Here is a 17,284-nt window from a genome sequence, read left to right as displayed (position 1 = left end):
CTGTGCTATACACCGCGCCCTGCGGTGGCACATTGGGCCGGAACCGCCCCGCCTCCCATCAGCGGGCGTGGCGGAATTGGTAGACGCGCCAGACTTAGGATCTGGTGACGCAAGTCGTGGGGGTTCAAGTCCCTCCGCCCGCACCACTTCAGAGCAACCGGGTCTGAAATCCTTCAGACCATCTGCTCGCGCTGATCCCGGATGGCCCTGCCACCATCCCTTCGGCGTGAGCGACAGCGACGACACGGACAGGGTTCGATGCAGGTTACAGAAACGGCCAACGAAGGCCTCAAGCGCGAGTTCAAGATCGTCATTCCGGCCAAGGACTTCGAGAAGAAGATCGAGAACGAGCTGCAGGAATATGGCCGCCAGGTCCGGCTGCCCGGCTTCCGCCCGGGCAAGGTGCCGATGCCGGTTCTGAAGCAGCGCTTCGGCACCTCCGTGCGCGGCAAGGTGATCCAGGACACCGTCCAGGATGCGAGCTTCCAGGTGCTGAACGAGCGCGGCCTCAAGGCCGCGGGTCAGCCCCGCATCGAGATCACCAAGGGCGCCGAGGGCGAGGATGTGGAGTACAACCTCGCCATCGAGCTCATGCCCGAGATCAAGCCGATGGACTTCAAGGCGATCGAGCTCGAGCGGCTGGCCGCCGAGGTCACCGACAAGGACGTGACCGAGGCGCTCGACCGCTTCGCCGCCGGCCAGAAGCGCAGCCAGCCCGTGGCTTCGCCGCGCCCCGCCCAGAAGGGCGACGTGGTCGTGATCGACTTCGAGGGCAAGATCGACGACGTGCCGTTCCAGGGCGGCAAGGCCGAGGGGCATTATCTGGAGCTCGGCTCCGGCAGCACCATTCCCGGCTTCGAGGACCAGATCATCGGCCATCAGCCGGGCGACAGCTTCACCATCGACGTGACCTTCCCCGAGGCCTACCCGAGCCCGGAAGTGGCCGGCAAGCCCGCCAAGTTCGACATCACCATCAAGGAGTTGCGCGAGCCGCAGCCGGTGGTGGTCGATGACGAGCTGGCCAAGTCGGTGGGGCTGGAATCCCTCGATGCCCTCAAGACGCAGATCAAGGGCCGGCTGGAGCGGGACGCCGGATCGCTGTCGCGCGGCCGGCTCAAGCGCCAGCTCCTCGACAAGCTGGCGGCGGGCCATGAGTTCACCCTGCCGCCGGGCCTGGTCGACACCGAGTTCGATGCGATCTGGCAGCAGATCGTGGCCGACCGCCAGGCGGGCCGCCTCGATCCCGACGATGCCGGCAAGAGCGAGGACGAGCTCAAGAAGGAGTACCGGGAGATCGCCGAGCGCCGGGTGAAGCTGGGCCTGCTCCTTTCGGAAGTGGGACGGCAACACAATATAGAGGTGAGCAACGACGAGATTGGCCGCGCCATCATGGCCGAGGCCAGCCGTTATGCCGGCAACGAGCGCAAGGTGATCGAGTATTACCAGCGCACGCCCGAAGCCTTGGCCCAGATCCGCGCCCCGCTCTACGAAGAGAAGGTCGTGGACTACATCCTGGATCAGGCCAAGGTCTCCGAGCGCAAGGTGCCGCTGGCCGAGGTCACTTTTGACGACCAGCCGGCAAAGAGTTGAGGCAAGCTGTCGGAATGTGCCCCCGAGTCGGGGCTTAGAGGACGAACCCAGATGTACGACCGCGATCCCGTCGAGACCTACACCAACCTGCTCGTGCCCATGGTGGTCGAGCAGACCAACCGGGGCGAGCGCGCCTTCGATATCTACTCGCGCCTGCTCAAGGAACGCATCATCTTCCTCGTCGGCCCCGTGAACGACCAGGTCTCGAGCCTGGTCTGCGCCCAGCTCCTGTTCCTCGAGGCCGAGAACCCGAAGAAGGACATCGCGCTCTATATCAACTCGCCCGGCGGCGTCGTGACCTCGGGGCTCGCGATGTACGACACGATGCAGTACATCCGCTCGGACGTCTCGACCGTCTGCATCGGCATGGCGGCCTCGATGGGCTCGCTGCTGCTCACCGCGGGCGCCAAGGGCAAGCGCTTCTGCCTGCCCAATGCGCGGGTGATGATCCATCAGCCCTCGGGCGGCTATCAGGGCCAGGCCACCGACATCGAAATCCATGCCCGCGAGGTGCTGGCGGTGAAGGCGCGGCTCAACGCCATCTACGCCAAGCATACCGGTCAGCCGCTGGACAAGGTTGAAGAGTCGATGGAGCGGGACAATTTCATGACTCCGGAGAAGGCCAAGGAGTTCGGCCTCATCGATGAAGTCGTCGACAAGCGGCCTTCTTCTGACGAATCAGAGACTTCGGGCGCAAGTGCCTGAAGAGATTAACGAGTTCTTGACCGTACCGGTGCTATCCCAGAACCGTTGCGGCCCAGGCTCGGCGAGTCGGCCTGGCGAGGCCGGAATGCGATGCCGCAACCCCCGGCGCCCATTGAGAATTTGGACGTTGTGTGACGGCGAAGGCTGCGGCTAACATTTCCCAAGGTTGAGTTGGCGTATCGGGATCGAGCGGTTCCTCTATGAACAAATCCAGCGGCAGCGATAGTAAGAGCACGCTTTATTGCTCCTTCTGCGGCAAGAGCCAGCATGAGGTCCGAAAACTCATCGCCGGCCCGACCGTCTTCATCTGCGACGAGTGCGTCGAGCTCTGCATGGACATCATCCGTGAAGAGCACAAGACGACGCTGGTCAAGTCGCGCAACGGCGTGCCGACCCCGCAGGACATCTGCAAGGTGCTGGACGACTATGTGATCGGGCAGGACCACGCCAAGCGCGTGCTGTCGGTCGCGGTCCATAACCACTACAAGCGCCTCTCCAACACCGGCAAGTCGAACGACGTCGAGCTGGCCAAGTCGAACATCCTGCTGGTCGGCCCCACGGGCTGCGGCAAGACGCTGCTCGCCCAGACCCTGGCGCGCATCATCGACGTGCCCTTCACCATGGCGGACGCCACGACCCTCACCGAGGCCGGCTATGTCGGCGAGGACGTGGAGAACATCATCCTCAAGCTGCTGCAGGCCGCCGACTACAATGTCGAGCGCGCGCAGCGCGGCATCGTCTATATCGACGAGGTCGACAAGATCAGCCGCAAGTCGGACAACCCCTCGATCACCCGCGACGTGTCGGGCGAGGGCGTGCAGCAGGCCCTGCTGAAGATCATGGAAGGCACCATCGCCTCGGTGCCCCCGCAGGGCGGGCGCAAGCATCCGCAGCAGGAGTTCCTGCAGGTCGACACCACCAATATCCTCTTCATCTGCGGCGGCGCCTTCGCCGGCCTGGAGAAGATCATCTCGCAGCGCGCGAACAAGGGTGCCTCGATCGGCTTCGGTGCCGACGTGCGCAGCCCCGACGAGCGCCAGACCGGCGAGATCCTGCGCGACGTAGAGCCCGAGGATCTCCTGAAGTTCGGGCTGATCCCCGAGTTCGTCGGCCGTCTGCCCGTGGTGGCGACGCTGGACGATCTCGACGAGTCGGCGCTGATGGACATCCTGACCAAGCCGAAGAACGCGCTGGTGAAGCAGTATCAGCGCCTGTTCGAGATGGAGGATATCCGCCTCGAGTTCACCGAGGATGCGCTCAAGGGCGTGGCCACCCGCGCGATCCAGCGCAAGACCGGTGCGCGCGGCCTGCGCTCGATCCTGGAGAACATCCTGCTCGATCCGATGTTCGAGATGCCGAGCCGCGAAGGCGTCGAGAGCGTGGTCATCGGCCGCGAAGTGGTCGAAGGCAACGCCAAGCCGCTCTACATCTACACGGATCGGCGCGAGGACGTTGGCAGCAGCGCCTGATCCCCGGGCCCGCCACCCTCGCGGGCCGCTTCCCGTCGCATGCGTTTCCGGGTTGCCTGGCATGCCCTCGGGCAAGCCTCGGAAACACCGGCGTCTTTCCGGCACATCCTTGAAGATCGCCGGTTTTTCACCATTTGAAGGGTGAGAATCGGGCTATAGTTTGAGGCTTGGCGGTGTCTTCTCAAGCACCCCGGCCGACGGGTGACCCCCGAAGAGGAATCATGATCGAAACCCAGAACGGCACTCTCTATCCAGTCCTTCCGCTGCGGGACATTGTCGTGTTCCCGCACATGATCGTTCCGCTGTTCGTCGGCCGCGAGAAGTCGGTCCGCGCGCTCGAAGACGTGATGAAGGATGACAAGCAGATCCTGCTCGTCACCCAGAAGAATGCGGCCCAGGACGACCCCACCACCGCCGACATCTACAGCGTCGGCACGCTCGGCACCGTGCTGCAGCTGCTGAAGCTTCCCGACGGCACCGTGAAGGTGCTGGTCGAGGGCGGCAAGCGCGCGCGCATCCTGAAATACACCGAGAACGAAGCCTTCTTCGAGGCTTTCGCCGAGCCGCTCGAGGAAGAGGCCGGCGACACCAAGGAGATCGAGGCGCTGGCCCGCACCGTGGTGTCCCAGTTCGAGCAGTACATCAAGCTCAACAAGAAGGTGCCGCCCGAGGTGCTGGTCTCGATCAACCAGATCGAGGAGCCGGGCAAGCTCGCGGACACGGTCGCCTCGCATCTCTCGCTCAAGATCCCCGAGAAGCAGGACCTGCTGGAGGCCACCTCCGTCGGGCAGCGGCTCGAGCGCGTCTATGGCTTCATGGAGAGCGAGATCGGCGTGCTGCAGGTCGAGAAGCGCATCCGCAGCCGCGTCAAGCGCCAGATGGAGAAGACCCAGCGCGAGTACTATCTGAACGAGCAGCTGAAGGCGATCCAGAAGGAGCTGGGCGAGGGCGAGGACGGCCGCGACGAGCTGGCCGAGCTCGAGGAGAAGATCGCCAAGACCAAGTTCTCCAAGGAAGCGCGCGAGAAGGCCCAGGCGGAGGTCAAGAAGCTCCGCTCCATGAGCCCGATGTCGGCCGAGGCGACGGTGGTGCGCAACTACCTCGACTGGATGCTGTCGATTCCGTGGAAGAAGCCGACCAAGGTCAAGCGCGACATCAAGCTGGCCGAGAAGGTGCTCAACTCGGACCACTACGGTCTCGAGAAGGTCAAGGAGCGCATCCTCGAGTATCTCGCGGTCCAGCAGCGCATGAACAAGATCAAGGGGCCGATCCTCTGCCTGGTCGGGCCTCCGGGCGTGGGCAAGACCTCGCTCGGCAAGTCGATCGCCAAGGCCACGGGCCGGAACTTCGTGCGCATGTCGCTGGGCGGCGTGCGCGACGAGGCCGAGGTCCGCGGTCACCGGCGCACCTATATCGGCTCGATGCCGGGCAAGGTGATCCAGGGCATGAAGAAGGCGAAGTCCTCGAACCCGCTCTTCCTCCTCGACGAGGTGGACAAGCTGGGCGCGGACTGGCGCGGCGATCCCTCCGCGGCGCTGCTCGAGGTCCTCGATCCCGAGCAGAACTCGACCTTCAACGACCACTATCTCGAGGTGGATTACGACCTCTCCGACGTCATGTTCGTGACGACGGCGAACACGCTGCGCATGCCGCAGCCGCTGCTCGACCGCATGGAGGTCATCCGCATCCCCGGCTACACCGAGGACGAGAAGGTGGAGATCGCCAAGCGCCACCTGCTGCCGAAGCAGGTGAAGGAGCACGGCCTGAAGAAGAACGAGTGGGCCATCTCGGATGACGCGCTGCGCGACCTGATCCGCTACTACACCCGCGAGGCGGGCGTGCGTAACCTCGAGCGCGAGCTCGCCAACCTGGCGCGCAAGAGCGTGAAAGAGATTCTGATGAAGAATCTCAAGAAGGTGACGATCTCGCGCCGCAACCTCGCGAAATACGCGGGCGTGCGCCGCTATCGTTACGGCGAGGTCGAGGCCGAGGATCTGGTGGGCATCACCACGGGTCTGGCCTGGACCGAGGTCGGCGGCGAGATCCTGCAGATCGAAGCGGTCACCTTGCCCGGCAAGGGTCGTGTGATCACGACCGGCAAGCTGGGCGACGTGATGAAGGAATCCGTCCAGGCGGCCGAGAGCTACGTGAAGTCGCGGGCGACCGCATTCGGCATCAAGCCGACGCTGTTCGAGAAGAAGGACATCCATGTGCATGTGCCCGAAGGGGCCACGCCGAAGGACGGTCCTTCCGCCGGCATCGCGATGTTCACGTCGATTGTGTCCGTTTTGACAGGAATCCCGGTGCGGCGCGATGTCGCCATGACGGGCGAGATCACCTTGCGCGGCCGCGTGCTTCCGATCGGCGGTCTCAAGGAAAAGCTGCTCGCGGCGCTGCGGGCGGGCACGAAGATCGTGATGATCCCATCGGAAAACGAGAAGGACTTGGCCGACATACCGGACAACGTTAAACGCGAGCTTAAGATCATCCCGGTGTCGAACGCGGATGAGGTTCTGCGCAACGCGTTGACCAAGGAGCCGACGCCGATCGAGTGGACCGAACCCGACGAGGTGCGGAAGTTGCCGACCGAGGATGCGGAAGAAAGCCGCGGCGGCATCGTCACTCACTGACGCGACAATTCGAGGGTTGGCACGGGCGCGCGAGCCATGATAGGAACGCGCGCCCGATGCTTTTGAGGGCGCCCATTTCCTGGGGATATCCACGGTTCTCCAATTGACGGGTTTGCAAACGACGGCCTAGAGTCCACGGCTGTCCCGCACCAATCCGCCGAATTCCCATCCGCGCCAGCAACGGCGCCCAGCCCAACTCAATGCGAAATAAAGGGGGTACTCACGGTGAACAAGAACGACCTCATTGCCGATGTCTCGACCGAGACCGGCTTGTCCAAAGGTGATGCGGCGCGTGCCGTCGATGCCGTCTTCGACGTCATCACCAAGTCGCTGAAGAAGGGCACCGAGGTCCGGCTCGTCGGCTTCGGCACCTTCGTCGTCACGAAGCGCGCCGCGTCCGAAGGACGCAACCCGCGCACGGGCGAGAAGATCGAGATCCCGGCGTCGAAGCAGCCCAAGTTCAAGGCCGGCAAGGCGCTCAAGGACGCGGTCAACTGATCCGACGCGCGACCCACCGGTTTCGCACCGGCCGCCTGCGCGGGACCCGCGCGGCGGCCGGTCGCGTTTCGGGCGCGATTTCGATAGAGTGCCGCCCCATGCCGACCGGCGGCGGGATCGCCGTCGACGAGGCCGGGCAGGGCGATTAGCTCAGTTGGTAGAGCATCTCGTTTACACCGAGAGGGTCGGCGGTTCGAGCCCGTCATCGCCCACCAGTTCCGCCCTCCGCAAAGGCGCCGGCGGATGCCGTCCAAGCGGCTTTAAGACCACATAAATCCGGTTCGGGTTAGGCTTCCTGACGCAGCGGCCGTTTTCCTTGACAGGGGAGGGTCGCGGCTTTACTAGAAGCGGCCCCGAAACGGGGTGCCCTTCGCGGGGGCGTAGCTCAGTTGGTTAGAGCGCCGGCCTGTCACGCCGGAGGCCGCGGGTTCAAGTCCCGTCGCTCCCGCCATTTCATCCCTCCCGATTCCGTCTCCGATCCGACACCGAATCGACCGCATCCGTGCCTTTTGCGCGGGCAAGAATCGCGGCGCTTTGGCACGGGGTTAGAGCATGCCCTTCATCCGCGCTAAGGGCTCTCGCCACCGTTGATTTGTCCTTTCCGCTCAGAGGCCACCGCCTTATATTGGCGGCGCCTTTTGGGGGGAGAGCAGCTGACCCGCCGCGCCGAATCTGGCGCGCGGCGCTGCAGCGGCTCGACTCCCTTCCTGCGATGTCGGAGCGACCACGGGCCCCATGTCCTCGCTGCTAGCGGAATACCTCCCGATCCTCATTTTCCTGGCCATCGCCATCGCGGTCGCCGGCGCCGCCGTCGGGGCCTCCCTGATCGTGGCGCGCCAGAACCCGGATGCCGAGAAGCTGTCGCCCTACGAGTGCGGCTTCGACGCTTTCGACGATGCCCGCCGGCGCTTCGACGTGCGCTTCTACCTCGTGTCGCTGCTCTTCATCATCTTCGACCTGGAAGTCGCCTTCCTGTTCCCCTGGGCGGTATCGCTGGGCGACATCGGCGTCTTCGGGTTCTGGTCGATGGTGGTGTTCCTGGGCGTGCTGACCGTGGGCTTCGCCTACGAATGGAAGAAGGGAGCCTTGGAATGGGATTGATGCAACCGACCGGCCCCTCGCGCGATCAGGTCGTGGCCGCGCTCGGCCAGGAGCTGTCGGACAAGGGCTTCATCGTCACCCAGGTCGACAAGCTGGTGAACTGGGCCCGCACGGGCTCGCTCTGGCCGATGACCTTCGGGCTCGCCTGCTGCGCCGTCGAGATGATGCACGCCTATATGGCGCGCTACGACCTCGACCGCTTCGGCATCGTGCCGCGCGGCAGCCCGCGCCAGTCCGACGTGATGATCGTGGCCGGCACGCTGACCAACAAGATGGCCCCGGCGCTGCGCAAGGTCTACGACCAGATGCCCGAGCCGCGCTGGGTCATCTCCATGGGCTCCTGCGCCAATGGCGGCGGCTACTACCACTATTCCTACGCGGTGGTGCGCGGCTGCGACCGCATCGTCCCGGTCGACATCTATGTGCCGGGCTGCCCGCCGACCGCCGAGGCGCTGGTCTACGGCATCCTGCAGCTGCAGAAGAAGATCAAGCGCACCACCACGATCGCGCGCTGACGGCCGAGCCTCTCCGAGCTTCCTCAACACCCGAGACACAACACCGAGAACCGACCGGCGATGACGCAATCCCCTCAGATCGCGACCGGCACGCTCAAGGACCTTGGCGAGTATGTCGCCGCCGCGATGCCGGCCGAGGTCACGCGCTGGGAGATTAAGAACCGCGAGCTCATCGTCTGGGTGGCGCGGCCTTCGATCGTGAAGGTCCTGACCTATCTGCGCGACGACAGCCATTGCCTCTTCAAGCAGCTCGTCGACGTCTGCGGCGTCGACTATCCGGAGCGCGAGGAGCGTTTCGAGGTCGTCTACAATCTGCTGAGCATCAAGCACAACAACCGGATCCGGGTGAAGGTGGCAACCACCGCCGACGAGCCGGTGCCCTCGGTCGTGAGCGTCTTCAACTCGGCCAACTGGTTCGAGCGCGAGGCCTGGGACCTCTACGGGATCTTCTTCTCCGATCATCCCGACCTGCGCCGCATCCTCACCGACTACGGCTTCGAGGGCCATCCCTTCCGCAAGGACTTCCCGCTGACCGGCTATGTCGAGGTCCGCTACGACGAGGAGCAGAAGCGGGTCGTCTACGACAAGGTCAAGCTGGTCCAGGACTTCCGGGTGTTCGATTTCGAGAGCCCCTGGGAAGGGATCCTGACGCGCCTGCCGGGCGACGAGAAGGCGAACAAGCCGTCATGAGCGAGAATCAGATCAAGCCGCTGACCATGAATTTCGGGCCGCAGCATCCGGCGGCCCACGGCGTGCTGCGCCTGGTCATGGAGATGGACGGCGAGGTGATCGAGCGGCTCGATCCGCATATCGGGCTCCTGCACCGCGGCACCGAGAAGCTGATCGAGTACAAGACCTACGTCCAGGCGATCCCCTATTTCGACCGGCTCGATTACGTCTCGCCGATGTGCCAGGAGCATGCCTTCGTGCTCGGCGTCGAGAAGCTCCTGGGCCTCGAGGTGCCGCTGCGCGGCCAGTATATCCGCGTGCTGTTCGACGAGATCACGCGCATCCTCAACCACCTGCTGAACGTCCCGGCCTATGCCATGGACGTCGGCGCGGTCACGCCCTTCCTCTGGTGCTTCGAGCAGCGCGAGCTCCTGATGGAGTTCTACGAGCGGGTCTCGGGCGCGCGGCTCCACGCCGCCTATTACCGTCCGGGCGGCGTGCATCAGGACCTGCCGGCGGGCCTCCTCGACGACATCATGAAATGGGCCGAGGGCTTCCCGAAGATCCTCGACGATATCGAAGGGCTGCTCACCGAGAACCGCATCTTCAAGCAGCGGCTGGTCGATATCGGCATCATCAGCGCCGCCGAGGCGCTCGACTGGGGCTTCACCGGTCCGATGCTGCGCGGCTCGGGCGTGCCCTGGGACCTGCGCAAGGCGCAGCCCTACATGGTCTACGACCGGATGAAATTCGACGTGCCGATCGGCAAGACCGGCGACTGCTACGACCGCTATCTCGTGCGCATGGAAGAGATGCGCCAGTCCCTGCGCATCGTGAAGCAGTGCTGCCAGGAGATGCCGGGCGGCCCCGCCACCAGCGACGACCGCAAGATCACGCCGCCCAAGCGCGGCGACATGAAGCGCTCGATGGAAGCGCTGATCCATCACTTCAAGCTCTATACCGAGGGCTTCCACGTGCCGCCCGGCGAGACCTACACCGCGGTCGAGGCGCCCAAGGGCGAGTTCGGCGTCTATCTGGTGTCGGACGGCAGCAACAAGCCCTACCGCTGCAAGATTCGCGCGCCGGGCTTCCCGCATCTGGCGGCCATCGACCATGTCAGCCGCGGCTACATGCTGGCGGATTCGGTGGCGATCCTGGGTTCCATGGACATCGTGTTCGGCGAGATCGATCGATGAGTGCCTCTCCGTCTTCCAGTCCCGCGGGGCCGACCAGCTTCGCCTTCACGCCCGAGAACAAGGCGGAAGCCGACAAGATCATCGCGCGCTACCCGGCCGGCCGGCAGCAGAGCGCCGTGATGGGCCTGCTCTGGCTGGCGCAGCGGCAGTCCGGCGGCTGGCTGCCGCGCGCGGCGATGGAGCATGTGGCCCAGGTTCTCGGCATGGCGCCGATCCGGGTCTACGAGGTCGCTTCCTTCTACACGATGTACAACCTCAAACCGGTCGGTCAGAACCATATCCAGCTCTGCCGCACCACGCCCTGCTGGCTGCGCGGCTCGGAAGGCTTGCGCGAGGCTTGCGAGAAGAAGCTCGGCATCGGCCTGGGCGAGGTGACACCCGACGGCAAGTTCTCGCTGATCGAGGTGGAGTGCCTCGGCGCCTGCGTGAACGCGCCGATGGTCCAGATCAACGACGATTTCTACGAGGACCTCGATCCGAAGCGGTTCGAGGCGGTGCTCGATGCGCTGGCGCGGGGCGAGAAGCCGAAGACCGGTTCGCAGAGCGGGCGGCAGGGTTCCGCACCCGATGGCGGGCCGACGACGCTGCTGAACGCCGGCGCAAAGGCGGGGGAGTAGGGCGATGCTGCGCGACGAAGACCGCATCTTCCGCAATCTCTACGGCACCGACGACTGGCGCCTCGCGGGCGCCAGGCGCCGCGGCATCTGGGACAACACCAAGGAGCTGATCGAGCGCGGCCGCGACAAGATCATCGACGAGGTCAAGAAGTCCGACCTGCGCGGGCGCGGCGGCGCCGGCTTCCCGACCGGCCTCAAATGGTCCTTCATGCCCAAGCAGTCGGACGGGCGCCCGGCCTATCTCGTCGTCAATGCCGACGAGTCCGAGCCCGGCACCTGCAAGGATCGCGAGATCCTGCGCTTCGACCCGCATATGCTGATCGAAGGCTGCCTGGTGGCCGGTTTCGCCATGGGCACGGTCGCGACCTACATCTATATCCGCGGCGAGTTCTATAGCGAAGCCATCCATCTCCAGGCCGCGATCGACGAGGCCTATGCGGCGGGGCTCATCGGCAAGAACGCCTGCGGCACCGGCTACAACCACGATGTCTACCTGCATCGCGGTGCCGGCGCCTATATCTGCGGCGAGGAAACGGCTCAGCTCGAAAGCCTCGAGGGCAAGAAGGGCCAGCCGCGCCTGAAGCCGCCTTTCCCGGCGGCGGTCGGGCTCTATGGCTGCCCGACCACGGTCAACAATGTGGAGACCATCGCGGTCGGGCCGACCATCCTGCGACGCGGCGCCGACTGGTGGCTCAAGATCGGCCGCCCCAAGAACACCGGCACCAAGATCTTCTGCATCTCCGGCCATGTGAACAAGCCGTGCAACGTGGAAGAGGAGATGGGCATTCCGCTCAAGGAGCTCATCGAGAAGCATGCCGGCGGCGTGCGCGGCGGCTGGGACAATCTCCTGGCGATCATCCCCGGCGGCTCCTCGGTGCCGCTCCTGCCGAAATCGATCTGCGACACGGTGCTGATGGATTTCGACAGCCTGCGCGAGGTCAAGTCGGGCCTCGGCACGGCGGCCGTGATCGTGATGGACAAATCCACCGACGTGATCGCCGCGATCGCGCGGCTCTCGCACTTTTACATGCATGAGAGCTGCGGCCAGTGCACGCCCTGCCGCGAGGGCACGGGCTGGATGTGGCGCGTCATGGAGCGGATGGTGAAGGGCAACGCCTCGATCGAGGAAATCGCCTCGCTCGAGGACGTGACCAAGCAGATCGAGGGCCACACCATCTGCGCGCTCGGCGATGCCGCGGCCTGGCCGATCCAGGGCCTGATCCGCCATTTCCGCCCGCTGCTCGAGCAGCGCATCAACGACTATCGCGGCCGCACCGCGAAGGCGGCGGAGTAGCCGATGCACGGGATGGGCATGGATGGCATCGGCTGGCTTGTCATGGTGGTGCTCTGGATCATTCCGGCCTGGAAGATCCTCGGCCGCATGGGCATGACGCCAGTTCTGGCGCTGCTTGCCGTCATTCCGTTCCTTGGCTTCCTGATTCTCTTGTTTGTCGTGGCGAACAGCCGGTGGCCCAATTTCGATCGAAGCCAGAAGGTCTGACCGATGGGCGCGCTCAGTATTTGGCATTGGGTCATCGTGCTTCTTCTGCTGATCCCGGCATGGCCAGCCTGGCAGATCGCCAAGCGCGCCGGGTTGAGCGGCGCCTGGGGGCTGCTGATGATCTTCCCGGTGGCGAATCTGATCGCGGTCTGGCTGTTTGCGTTTCTGAGCTGGCCGGTCGACCGGCACAGCGAAATTAGAGCGAACTAGAACCGATGCCGAAACTGACCATAGACGGCCAACAGATCGAGGTGCCGGCGGGCCTGACCGTGCTCCAGGCCTGCGAGCTGGCCGGGGCCGAGATTCCGCGCTTCTGCTATCACGAGCGCCTCTCGGTCGCCGGCAATTGCCGCATGTGCCTGGTCGAGATGGAGAAGTCGCCGAAGCCCATCGCCTCCTGCGCGATGCCGGTGGCCGACGGCATGGTGATCAAGACCAACACGCCCCTGGTCCACAAGGCCCGCAACGGCGTGATGGAGTTCCTGCTGATCAACCATCCGCTCGACTGCCCGATCTGCGACCAGGGCGGGGAATGCGACCTGCAGGATCAGGCCATGGCCTTCGGCTATGACCGCAGCCGCTACCGCGAGGCCAAGCGCGGCGTGGTCGACAAGGATTTCGGGCCGCTGATCAAGACGGCGATGACCCGCTGCATCCAGTGCACGCGCTGCGTGCGCTTCTCGACCGAGATCGCCGGCATCGAGACCATGGGCGCCGCCGGACGCGGCGAGCATATGGAGATCGTCACCTATGTGGGACAGGCGATCAATTCGGAACTCTCGGGCAACCTGATCGATGTCTGCCCGGTGGGAGCGCTGCTCTCCAAGCCCTACGCCTTCAGCGCGCGGCCCTGGGAGCTGGTGAAGACCGAATCGGTCGATGTGCTGGACGCGGTCGGCAGCGCCATCCGCATCGACAGCCGCGGCCGCGAGGTCATGCGCGTGCTGCCCCGCCTCAACGAGGCGGTGAACGAGGAATGGATCTCCGACAAGACCCGCTTCGCCTGCGACGGGCTCAAGCGCCAGCGGCTCGACCGGCCTTATGTCCGGCAGAACGGCAAGCTGGTGCCGGCGAGCTGGGAAGAGGCCTTCGCCGCGGTCGTCCAGCGCCTGAAGGGCGTGCCGGGCGAGCGCGTCGCCGCCATCGCCGGCGATCTCTGCGACCTCGAATCCATGTATGCGCTCAAGGGTCTGATGGGCGCGCTGGGTTCGCCCCACCTGGATTGCCGCCAGGACGGGGCCGCGATCGACCCCTCGGTGCGCGGCGGCTATCTCTTCAATACCGGCATCGTCGGCATCGAGCAGGCGGATCTCTGCCTCCTGATCGGCACCAACCCGCGCTGGGAAGCGCCGCTCATCAATGCGCGGCTGCGCAAGCGCCATCTGATGGGCGGCTTCACCGTCGCGTCGGTCGGGCCGGCCGTCAACCTGACCTACCCGGCCGAGACGCTGGGGGCGGGCCCGGACACGCTGGCGGCGATCGCCGAGGGGCGCCATCCCTTCGCCGAAAAGCTCAAGGCCGCCAAGAAGCCGATGCTGATCCTGGGGCAGGGCGCCATCAGCCGCCCCGACGGCGCCGCCGTCCTGGCGCTCGCCCGCAAGCTTGCGGAGAGCTTCAACCTGGTCCGCGAGGACTGGAACGGCTTCAACATGCTCCATACCGCGGCCGCCCGCGTGGGCGGGCTCGATATCGGCTTCGTGCCGGGAGCGAACGGCCGCAACGTCTGGGGCATCCTCGAAGGTGCCGGCAGCGGCACGATCGATGTCGTCTATCTCCTGGGCGCGGACGAGATCGACACCCGCCGCCTCGGCAAGGCTTTCGTGATCTATCAGGGCCATCACGGCGATGCCGGCGCGCACCGCGCCGACGTGATCCTGCCGGGCGCCGCCTATACCGAGAAGAGCGGCACCTATGTCAACACCGAGGGCCGCGTGCAGCAGGGCCGCCTCGCCACCTTCGCACCCGGCGACGCGCGCGAGGACTGGACCATCCTGCGCGCGCTTTCCGAGCGGCTCGGCAGGAAGCTGCCCTTCGACAGCCTGGACCAGCTGCGCCAGCAGCTCCTGAAGCAGCACCCAGATCTCGCGGCCCTGGAGGAGAAACCCAAGGCGGCCTGGGGCAGCTTCGGCAGGGCCGGCAACCTGGAGGCCGCGCCGTTCCGGCTCCCCATCGACAATTTCTACATGACCGACCCGATCAGCCGTTCCTCGGCCACCATGGCCGAATGCAGCGAGATGTTCCTGGGTCCCAAAGCGAAGACGGGCACCCATGACTGATTTCTTCGTCAACAATCTGGGGCTCGGTCTCTATCTCGGCACCACGGTCGCCCTGGTGCTGCTGATCCTCTTCATCGTGGTGCCCTTGCTGGGAGCGGTTGCCTACCTGACCTATGCCGAGCGCAAGGTGATGGCGGCGATGCAGCTGCGCCGCGGCCCCAACGTGGTCGGGCCCTTCGGTCTGTTCCAGCCGATCGCCGACGGGCTGAAGCTGCTCTTCAAGGAGACCATCATCCCGACCGGCGCCAACCGCGTGGTATTCGTCGCGGCGCCGATGCTGACCTTCATCCTGTCGCTGGTCGCCTGGGCGGTGATTCCTTTCGGCAGCGGCGTGGTGCTCGCCAATATCAATGTCGGCGTGCTTTACCTCTTCGCGATCTCCTCGCTCGGCGTCTACGGCATCGTCATGGCCGGCTGGGCCAGCAACTCGAAATATCCGTTCCTGGGCGCGTTGCGCTCGGCGGCGCAGATGGTCTCCTACGAGGTCTCGATCGGCTTCGTGATCGTGACCGTGCTGCTCTGCGTCGGCTCGCTCAATCTCTCGGCCATCGTCGAGGCCCAGCGGGGTCTCTGGTTCATCATCCCGCTGTTCCCGATGTTCGTGATCTTCTTCATCTCGGCCCTGGCCGAGACCAACCGCGCGCCCTTCGACCTGCCGGAATCGGAATCGGAGCTGGTCGCCGGCTACTTCTCCGAATATTCCTCGATGACCTTCGCGCTCTTCTTCCTCGGGGAATACGCCAACATGATCCTGATGAGCGCTTCGACCACCGTGCTGTTCCTGGGCGGCTGGCTGCCGCCCTTCGACATCGCGCCCTTCAACTGGATCCCGGGTCCGATCTGGTTCTTCCTGAAGATCGCGCTGGTGCTGTTCGGCTTCCTGTGGGTGCGCGCGACCTTCCCGCGCTACCGCTATGACCAGCTCATGCGGCTGGGCTGGAAGGTGTTTCTGCCGTTCACGCTGTTCTGGGTGGTGCTGACCGCCGGCGTCCTGGTGACGTTCGGCTGGCTGCCGCATCACAACTGAGACGAAGGGCGGGGGACCCGCCTGGCCAAGGGTCCTTCCGCCCCCCGATTGAGAGAGGTTCGACCGATGTCCGTCCTGCAACGCGGTGCCAAATCGCTGCTGCTGTCCGAGCTGATCTCGGGCCTGGGGCTGACCTTCCGCTACATGTTCCGGCAGCGGGTGACGATCAACTACCCCTACGAGAAGGGGCCGCTCAGCCCGCGCTTCCGCGGCGAGCATGCCCTGCGCCGCTATCCCAACGGCGAGGAGCGCTGCATCGCCTGCAAGCTCTGCGAGGCGATCTGCCCGGCCCAGGCGATCACCATCGAGGGCGAGCCCCGCGAGGATGGCAGCCGGCGCACCACGCGCTACGACATCGACATGACGAAATGCATCTATTGCGGCCTCTGCCAGGAGGCCTGCCCGGTCGATGCCATCGTCGAGGGCCCGAACTACGAGTTCGCCACCGAGACCCACGAGGAGCTGCTCTACAACAAGGAGAAGCTGCTCGAGAACGGCGACCGCTGGGAGCCCCAGCTTGCCGCCAACATCATCGCCGACGCGCCTTATCGGTGAAGGAGAGCGCGCCGTCATGATCGTTCAAGCCCTGGCCTTCTACCTGTTCGCGGCGATCACGCTCGCTTCCGGCGTGATGGTGATCGCCTCGCGCAACCCGGTCCATTCGGTTCTGTTCCTGATCCTGGCCTTCTTCAACTCGGCCGGGCTCTTCATCCTGATCGGCGCCGAGTTCCTGGCCATGATCCTGGTCGTGGTCTATGTCGGCGCGGTCGCGGTGCTGTTCCTCTTCGTCGTGATGATGCTCGACATCAATTTCGCCGAGCTCCGGAGCGGCTTCGCCGCCTACCTGCCGATCGGCGGCTTCATCGGGTTGATCCTGGTGGTCGAGCTGCTGCTGGTGGTGGGCGGCTGGGCCATCGCGCCCGGCGCGCCGCAGGCCGCGGCCTCGCCCACGCCTACGACCGTGACCAACACCCACGCGCTGGGGCAGGTGCTCTATACCGACTATTTCTTCCTGTTCCAGACGGCGGGCCTGATCCTGCTGGTCGCGATGGTGGGGGCCATCGTCCTCACGCTGCGCCGGCGCGACGTGCGCCGCCAGTCGATCGCGCGCCAGGTCTCGCGCCGTGCCGCCGAAACGCTTGAAGTCAAGGATGTGCCGACGGGGAGCGGCGTCTAAGCCATGCAGATCGGCCTCAGCCACTATCTCACCGTCGCCGCGATCCTGTTCGCGCTCGGCATCTTCGGCATCTTCCTGAACCGGAAGAACGTGATCGTCATCCTGATGTCGGTCGAGCTGATGCTGCTGGCGGTCAATATCAACCTGGTCGCCTTCTCGGTCTTCCTGAACGACCTGGTGGGGCAGGTCTACGCCATGTTCGTCCTGACCGTGGCCGCGGCCGAGGCCGCGATCGGCCTCGCCATCCTGGTGGTCTATTTCCGCAACCGCGGGTCGATCGCCGTCGAAGACATCAACATGATGAAGGGCTGAG

At 65.1% G+C, this 17,284-nt stretch carries 18 protein-coding genes and 3 tRNA genes; all 21 read left to right on the top strand.

Going from position 1 to position 17,284, the window contains the following annotated elements; genetic code table 11:
- The first annotated feature begins 61 nt into the window (after nt 1-61).
- The 21 genes from FRZ61_RS11525 to nuoK all read left to right on the top strand — a co-directional run bounded on the left by FRZ61_RS11525 (nt 62) and on the right by nuoK (nt 17,283).
- A tRNA-Leu gene (locus tag FRZ61_RS11525) sits at nt 62-146 on the top strand.
- A 112-nt stretch (nt 147-258) separates the two neighbouring features.
- Nucleotides 259-1,590 carry a trigger factor gene (gene tig, locus FRZ61_RS11520; protein ID WP_191909398.1) on the top strand — a complete coding sequence of 444 codons (1,332 nt, stop codon included), beginning with the start codon at nt 259-261 and terminating at the stop codon, nt 1,588-1,590.
- 51 nt (nt 1,591-1,641) lie between these two features.
- A complete protein-coding gene (clpP, locus tag FRZ61_RS11515; protein ID WP_151117698.1) occupies nt 1,642-2,295 on the top strand; it encodes an ATP-dependent Clp endopeptidase proteolytic subunit ClpP in 654 nt (217 codons plus the stop codon).
- Between the two features lie 200 nt (nt 2,296-2,495).
- Nucleotides 2,496-3,764, top strand: coding sequence for an ATP-dependent Clp protease ATP-binding subunit ClpX (gene clpX / locus FRZ61_RS11510; protein ID WP_151117696.1), 1,269 nt, complete (start codon nt 2,496-2,498; stop codon nt 3,762-3,764).
- 221 nt (nt 3,765-3,985) lie between these two features.
- Nucleotides 3,986-6,394: an endopeptidase La gene (lon, locus tag FRZ61_RS11505; RefSeq protein ID WP_151117694.1), complete on the top strand. Its 2,409-nt coding sequence runs from the start codon at nt 3,986-3,988 to the stop codon at nt 6,392-6,394.
- Between the two features lie 225 nt (nt 6,395-6,619).
- Nucleotides 6,620-6,892 (top strand): HU family DNA-binding protein, encoded by a 273-nt coding sequence (locus tag FRZ61_RS11500; protein ID WP_151117692.1) that lies wholly within the window; start codon nt 6,620-6,622, stop codon nt 6,890-6,892.
- Between the two features lie 139 nt (nt 6,893-7,031).
- A tRNA-Val gene (locus FRZ61_RS11495) sits at nt 7,032-7,107 on the top strand.
- A 159-nt stretch (nt 7,108-7,266) separates the two neighbouring features.
- A tRNA-Asp gene (locus tag FRZ61_RS11490) sits at nt 7,267-7,343 on the top strand.
- 284 nt (nt 7,344-7,627) lie between these two features.
- Nucleotides 7,628-7,993, top strand: a complete 366-nt coding sequence (locus FRZ61_RS11485) for an NADH-quinone oxidoreductase subunit A (RefSeq protein WP_151117690.1) — start codon at nt 7,628-7,630, stop codon at nt 7,991-7,993.
- Nucleotides 7,963-8,508 (top strand): NuoB/complex I 20 kDa subunit family protein, encoded by a 546-nt coding sequence (locus tag FRZ61_RS11480; protein WP_151117687.1) that lies wholly within the window; start codon nt 7,963-7,965, stop codon nt 8,506-8,508. Before FRZ61_RS11485 ends, FRZ61_RS11480 begins: the two co-directional genes overlap by 31 nt.
- A gap of 60 nt (nt 8,509-8,568) precedes the next feature.
- Nucleotides 8,569-9,198 (top strand): NADH-quinone oxidoreductase subunit C, encoded by a 630-nt coding sequence (locus tag FRZ61_RS11475; protein WP_151117685.1) that lies wholly within the window; start codon nt 8,569-8,571, stop codon nt 9,196-9,198.
- Nucleotides 9,195-10,373, top strand: a complete 1,179-nt coding sequence (locus FRZ61_RS11470) for an NADH-quinone oxidoreductase subunit D (RefSeq protein ID WP_151117683.1) — start codon at nt 9,195-9,197, stop codon at nt 10,371-10,373. The genes FRZ61_RS11475 and FRZ61_RS11470 overlap by 4 nt, the downstream gene beginning before the upstream one ends.
- Nucleotides 10,370-10,990 carry an NADH-quinone oxidoreductase subunit NuoE gene (gene nuoE / locus FRZ61_RS11465; RefSeq protein WP_151117680.1) on the top strand — a complete coding sequence of 207 codons (621 nt, stop codon included), beginning with the start codon at nt 10,370-10,372 and terminating at the stop codon, nt 10,988-10,990. The genes FRZ61_RS11470 and nuoE overlap by 4 nt, the downstream gene beginning before the upstream one ends.
- 4 nt (nt 10,991-10,994) lie before the next feature.
- The gene (nuoF, locus tag FRZ61_RS11460; RefSeq protein WP_151117679.1) at nt 10,995-12,284 is read left to right on the top strand and encodes an NADH-quinone oxidoreductase subunit NuoF; all 1,290 of its coding nucleotides are present in this window, start codon (nt 10,995-10,997) and stop codon (nt 12,282-12,284) included.
- An 18-nt stretch (nt 12,285-12,302) separates the two neighbouring features.
- Nucleotides 12,303-12,491 carry a hypothetical protein gene (locus FRZ61_RS11455; protein WP_151117677.1) on the top strand — a complete coding sequence of 63 codons (189 nt, stop codon included), beginning with the start codon at nt 12,303-12,305 and terminating at the stop codon, nt 12,489-12,491.
- A 3-nt stretch (nt 12,492-12,494) separates the two neighbouring features.
- Entirely contained in the window at nt 12,495-12,701 is a 207-nt protein-coding gene (locus FRZ61_RS11450) for a Sec-independent protein translocase family protein (RefSeq protein ID WP_151117674.1), read from the top strand.
- Nucleotides 12,702-12,706: 5 nt separating this feature from the next.
- A complete protein-coding gene (gene nuoG, locus FRZ61_RS11445; protein WP_151117672.1) occupies nt 12,707-14,767 on the top strand; it encodes an NADH-quinone oxidoreductase subunit NuoG in 2,061 nt (686 codons plus the stop codon).
- Nucleotides 14,760-15,794 carry an NADH-quinone oxidoreductase subunit NuoH gene (nuoH, locus tag FRZ61_RS11440; RefSeq protein ID WP_151117670.1) on the top strand — a complete coding sequence of 345 codons (1,035 nt, stop codon included), beginning with the start codon at nt 14,760-14,762 and terminating at the stop codon, nt 15,792-15,794. Before nuoG ends, nuoH begins: the two co-directional genes overlap by 8 nt.
- Before the next feature lie 66 nt (nt 15,795-15,860).
- A complete protein-coding gene (nuoI, locus tag FRZ61_RS11435; RefSeq protein ID WP_151117668.1) occupies nt 15,861-16,349 on the top strand; it encodes an NADH-quinone oxidoreductase subunit NuoI in 489 nt (162 codons plus the stop codon).
- Between the two features lie 16 nt (nt 16,350-16,365).
- The gene (locus tag FRZ61_RS11430; protein WP_151117666.1) at nt 16,366-16,971 is read left to right on the top strand and encodes an NADH-quinone oxidoreductase subunit J; all 606 of its coding nucleotides are present in this window, start codon (nt 16,366-16,368) and stop codon (nt 16,969-16,971) included.
- Between the two features lie 3 nt (nt 16,972-16,974).
- Complete coding sequence (gene nuoK, locus FRZ61_RS11425) at nt 16,975-17,283, top strand: NADH-quinone oxidoreductase subunit NuoK (RefSeq protein WP_151117664.1); 309 nt, start codon at nt 16,975-16,977, stop codon at nt 17,281-17,283.
- Nucleotide 17,284 lies beyond the last annotated feature (1 nt).

This window comes from Hypericibacter adhaerens (assembly GCF_008728835.1).
GTDB lineage: Bacteria > Pseudomonadota > Alphaproteobacteria > Dongiales > Dongiaceae > Hypericibacter > Hypericibacter adhaerens.
This window is presented reverse-complemented; position numbering and strand designations above follow the sequence as displayed.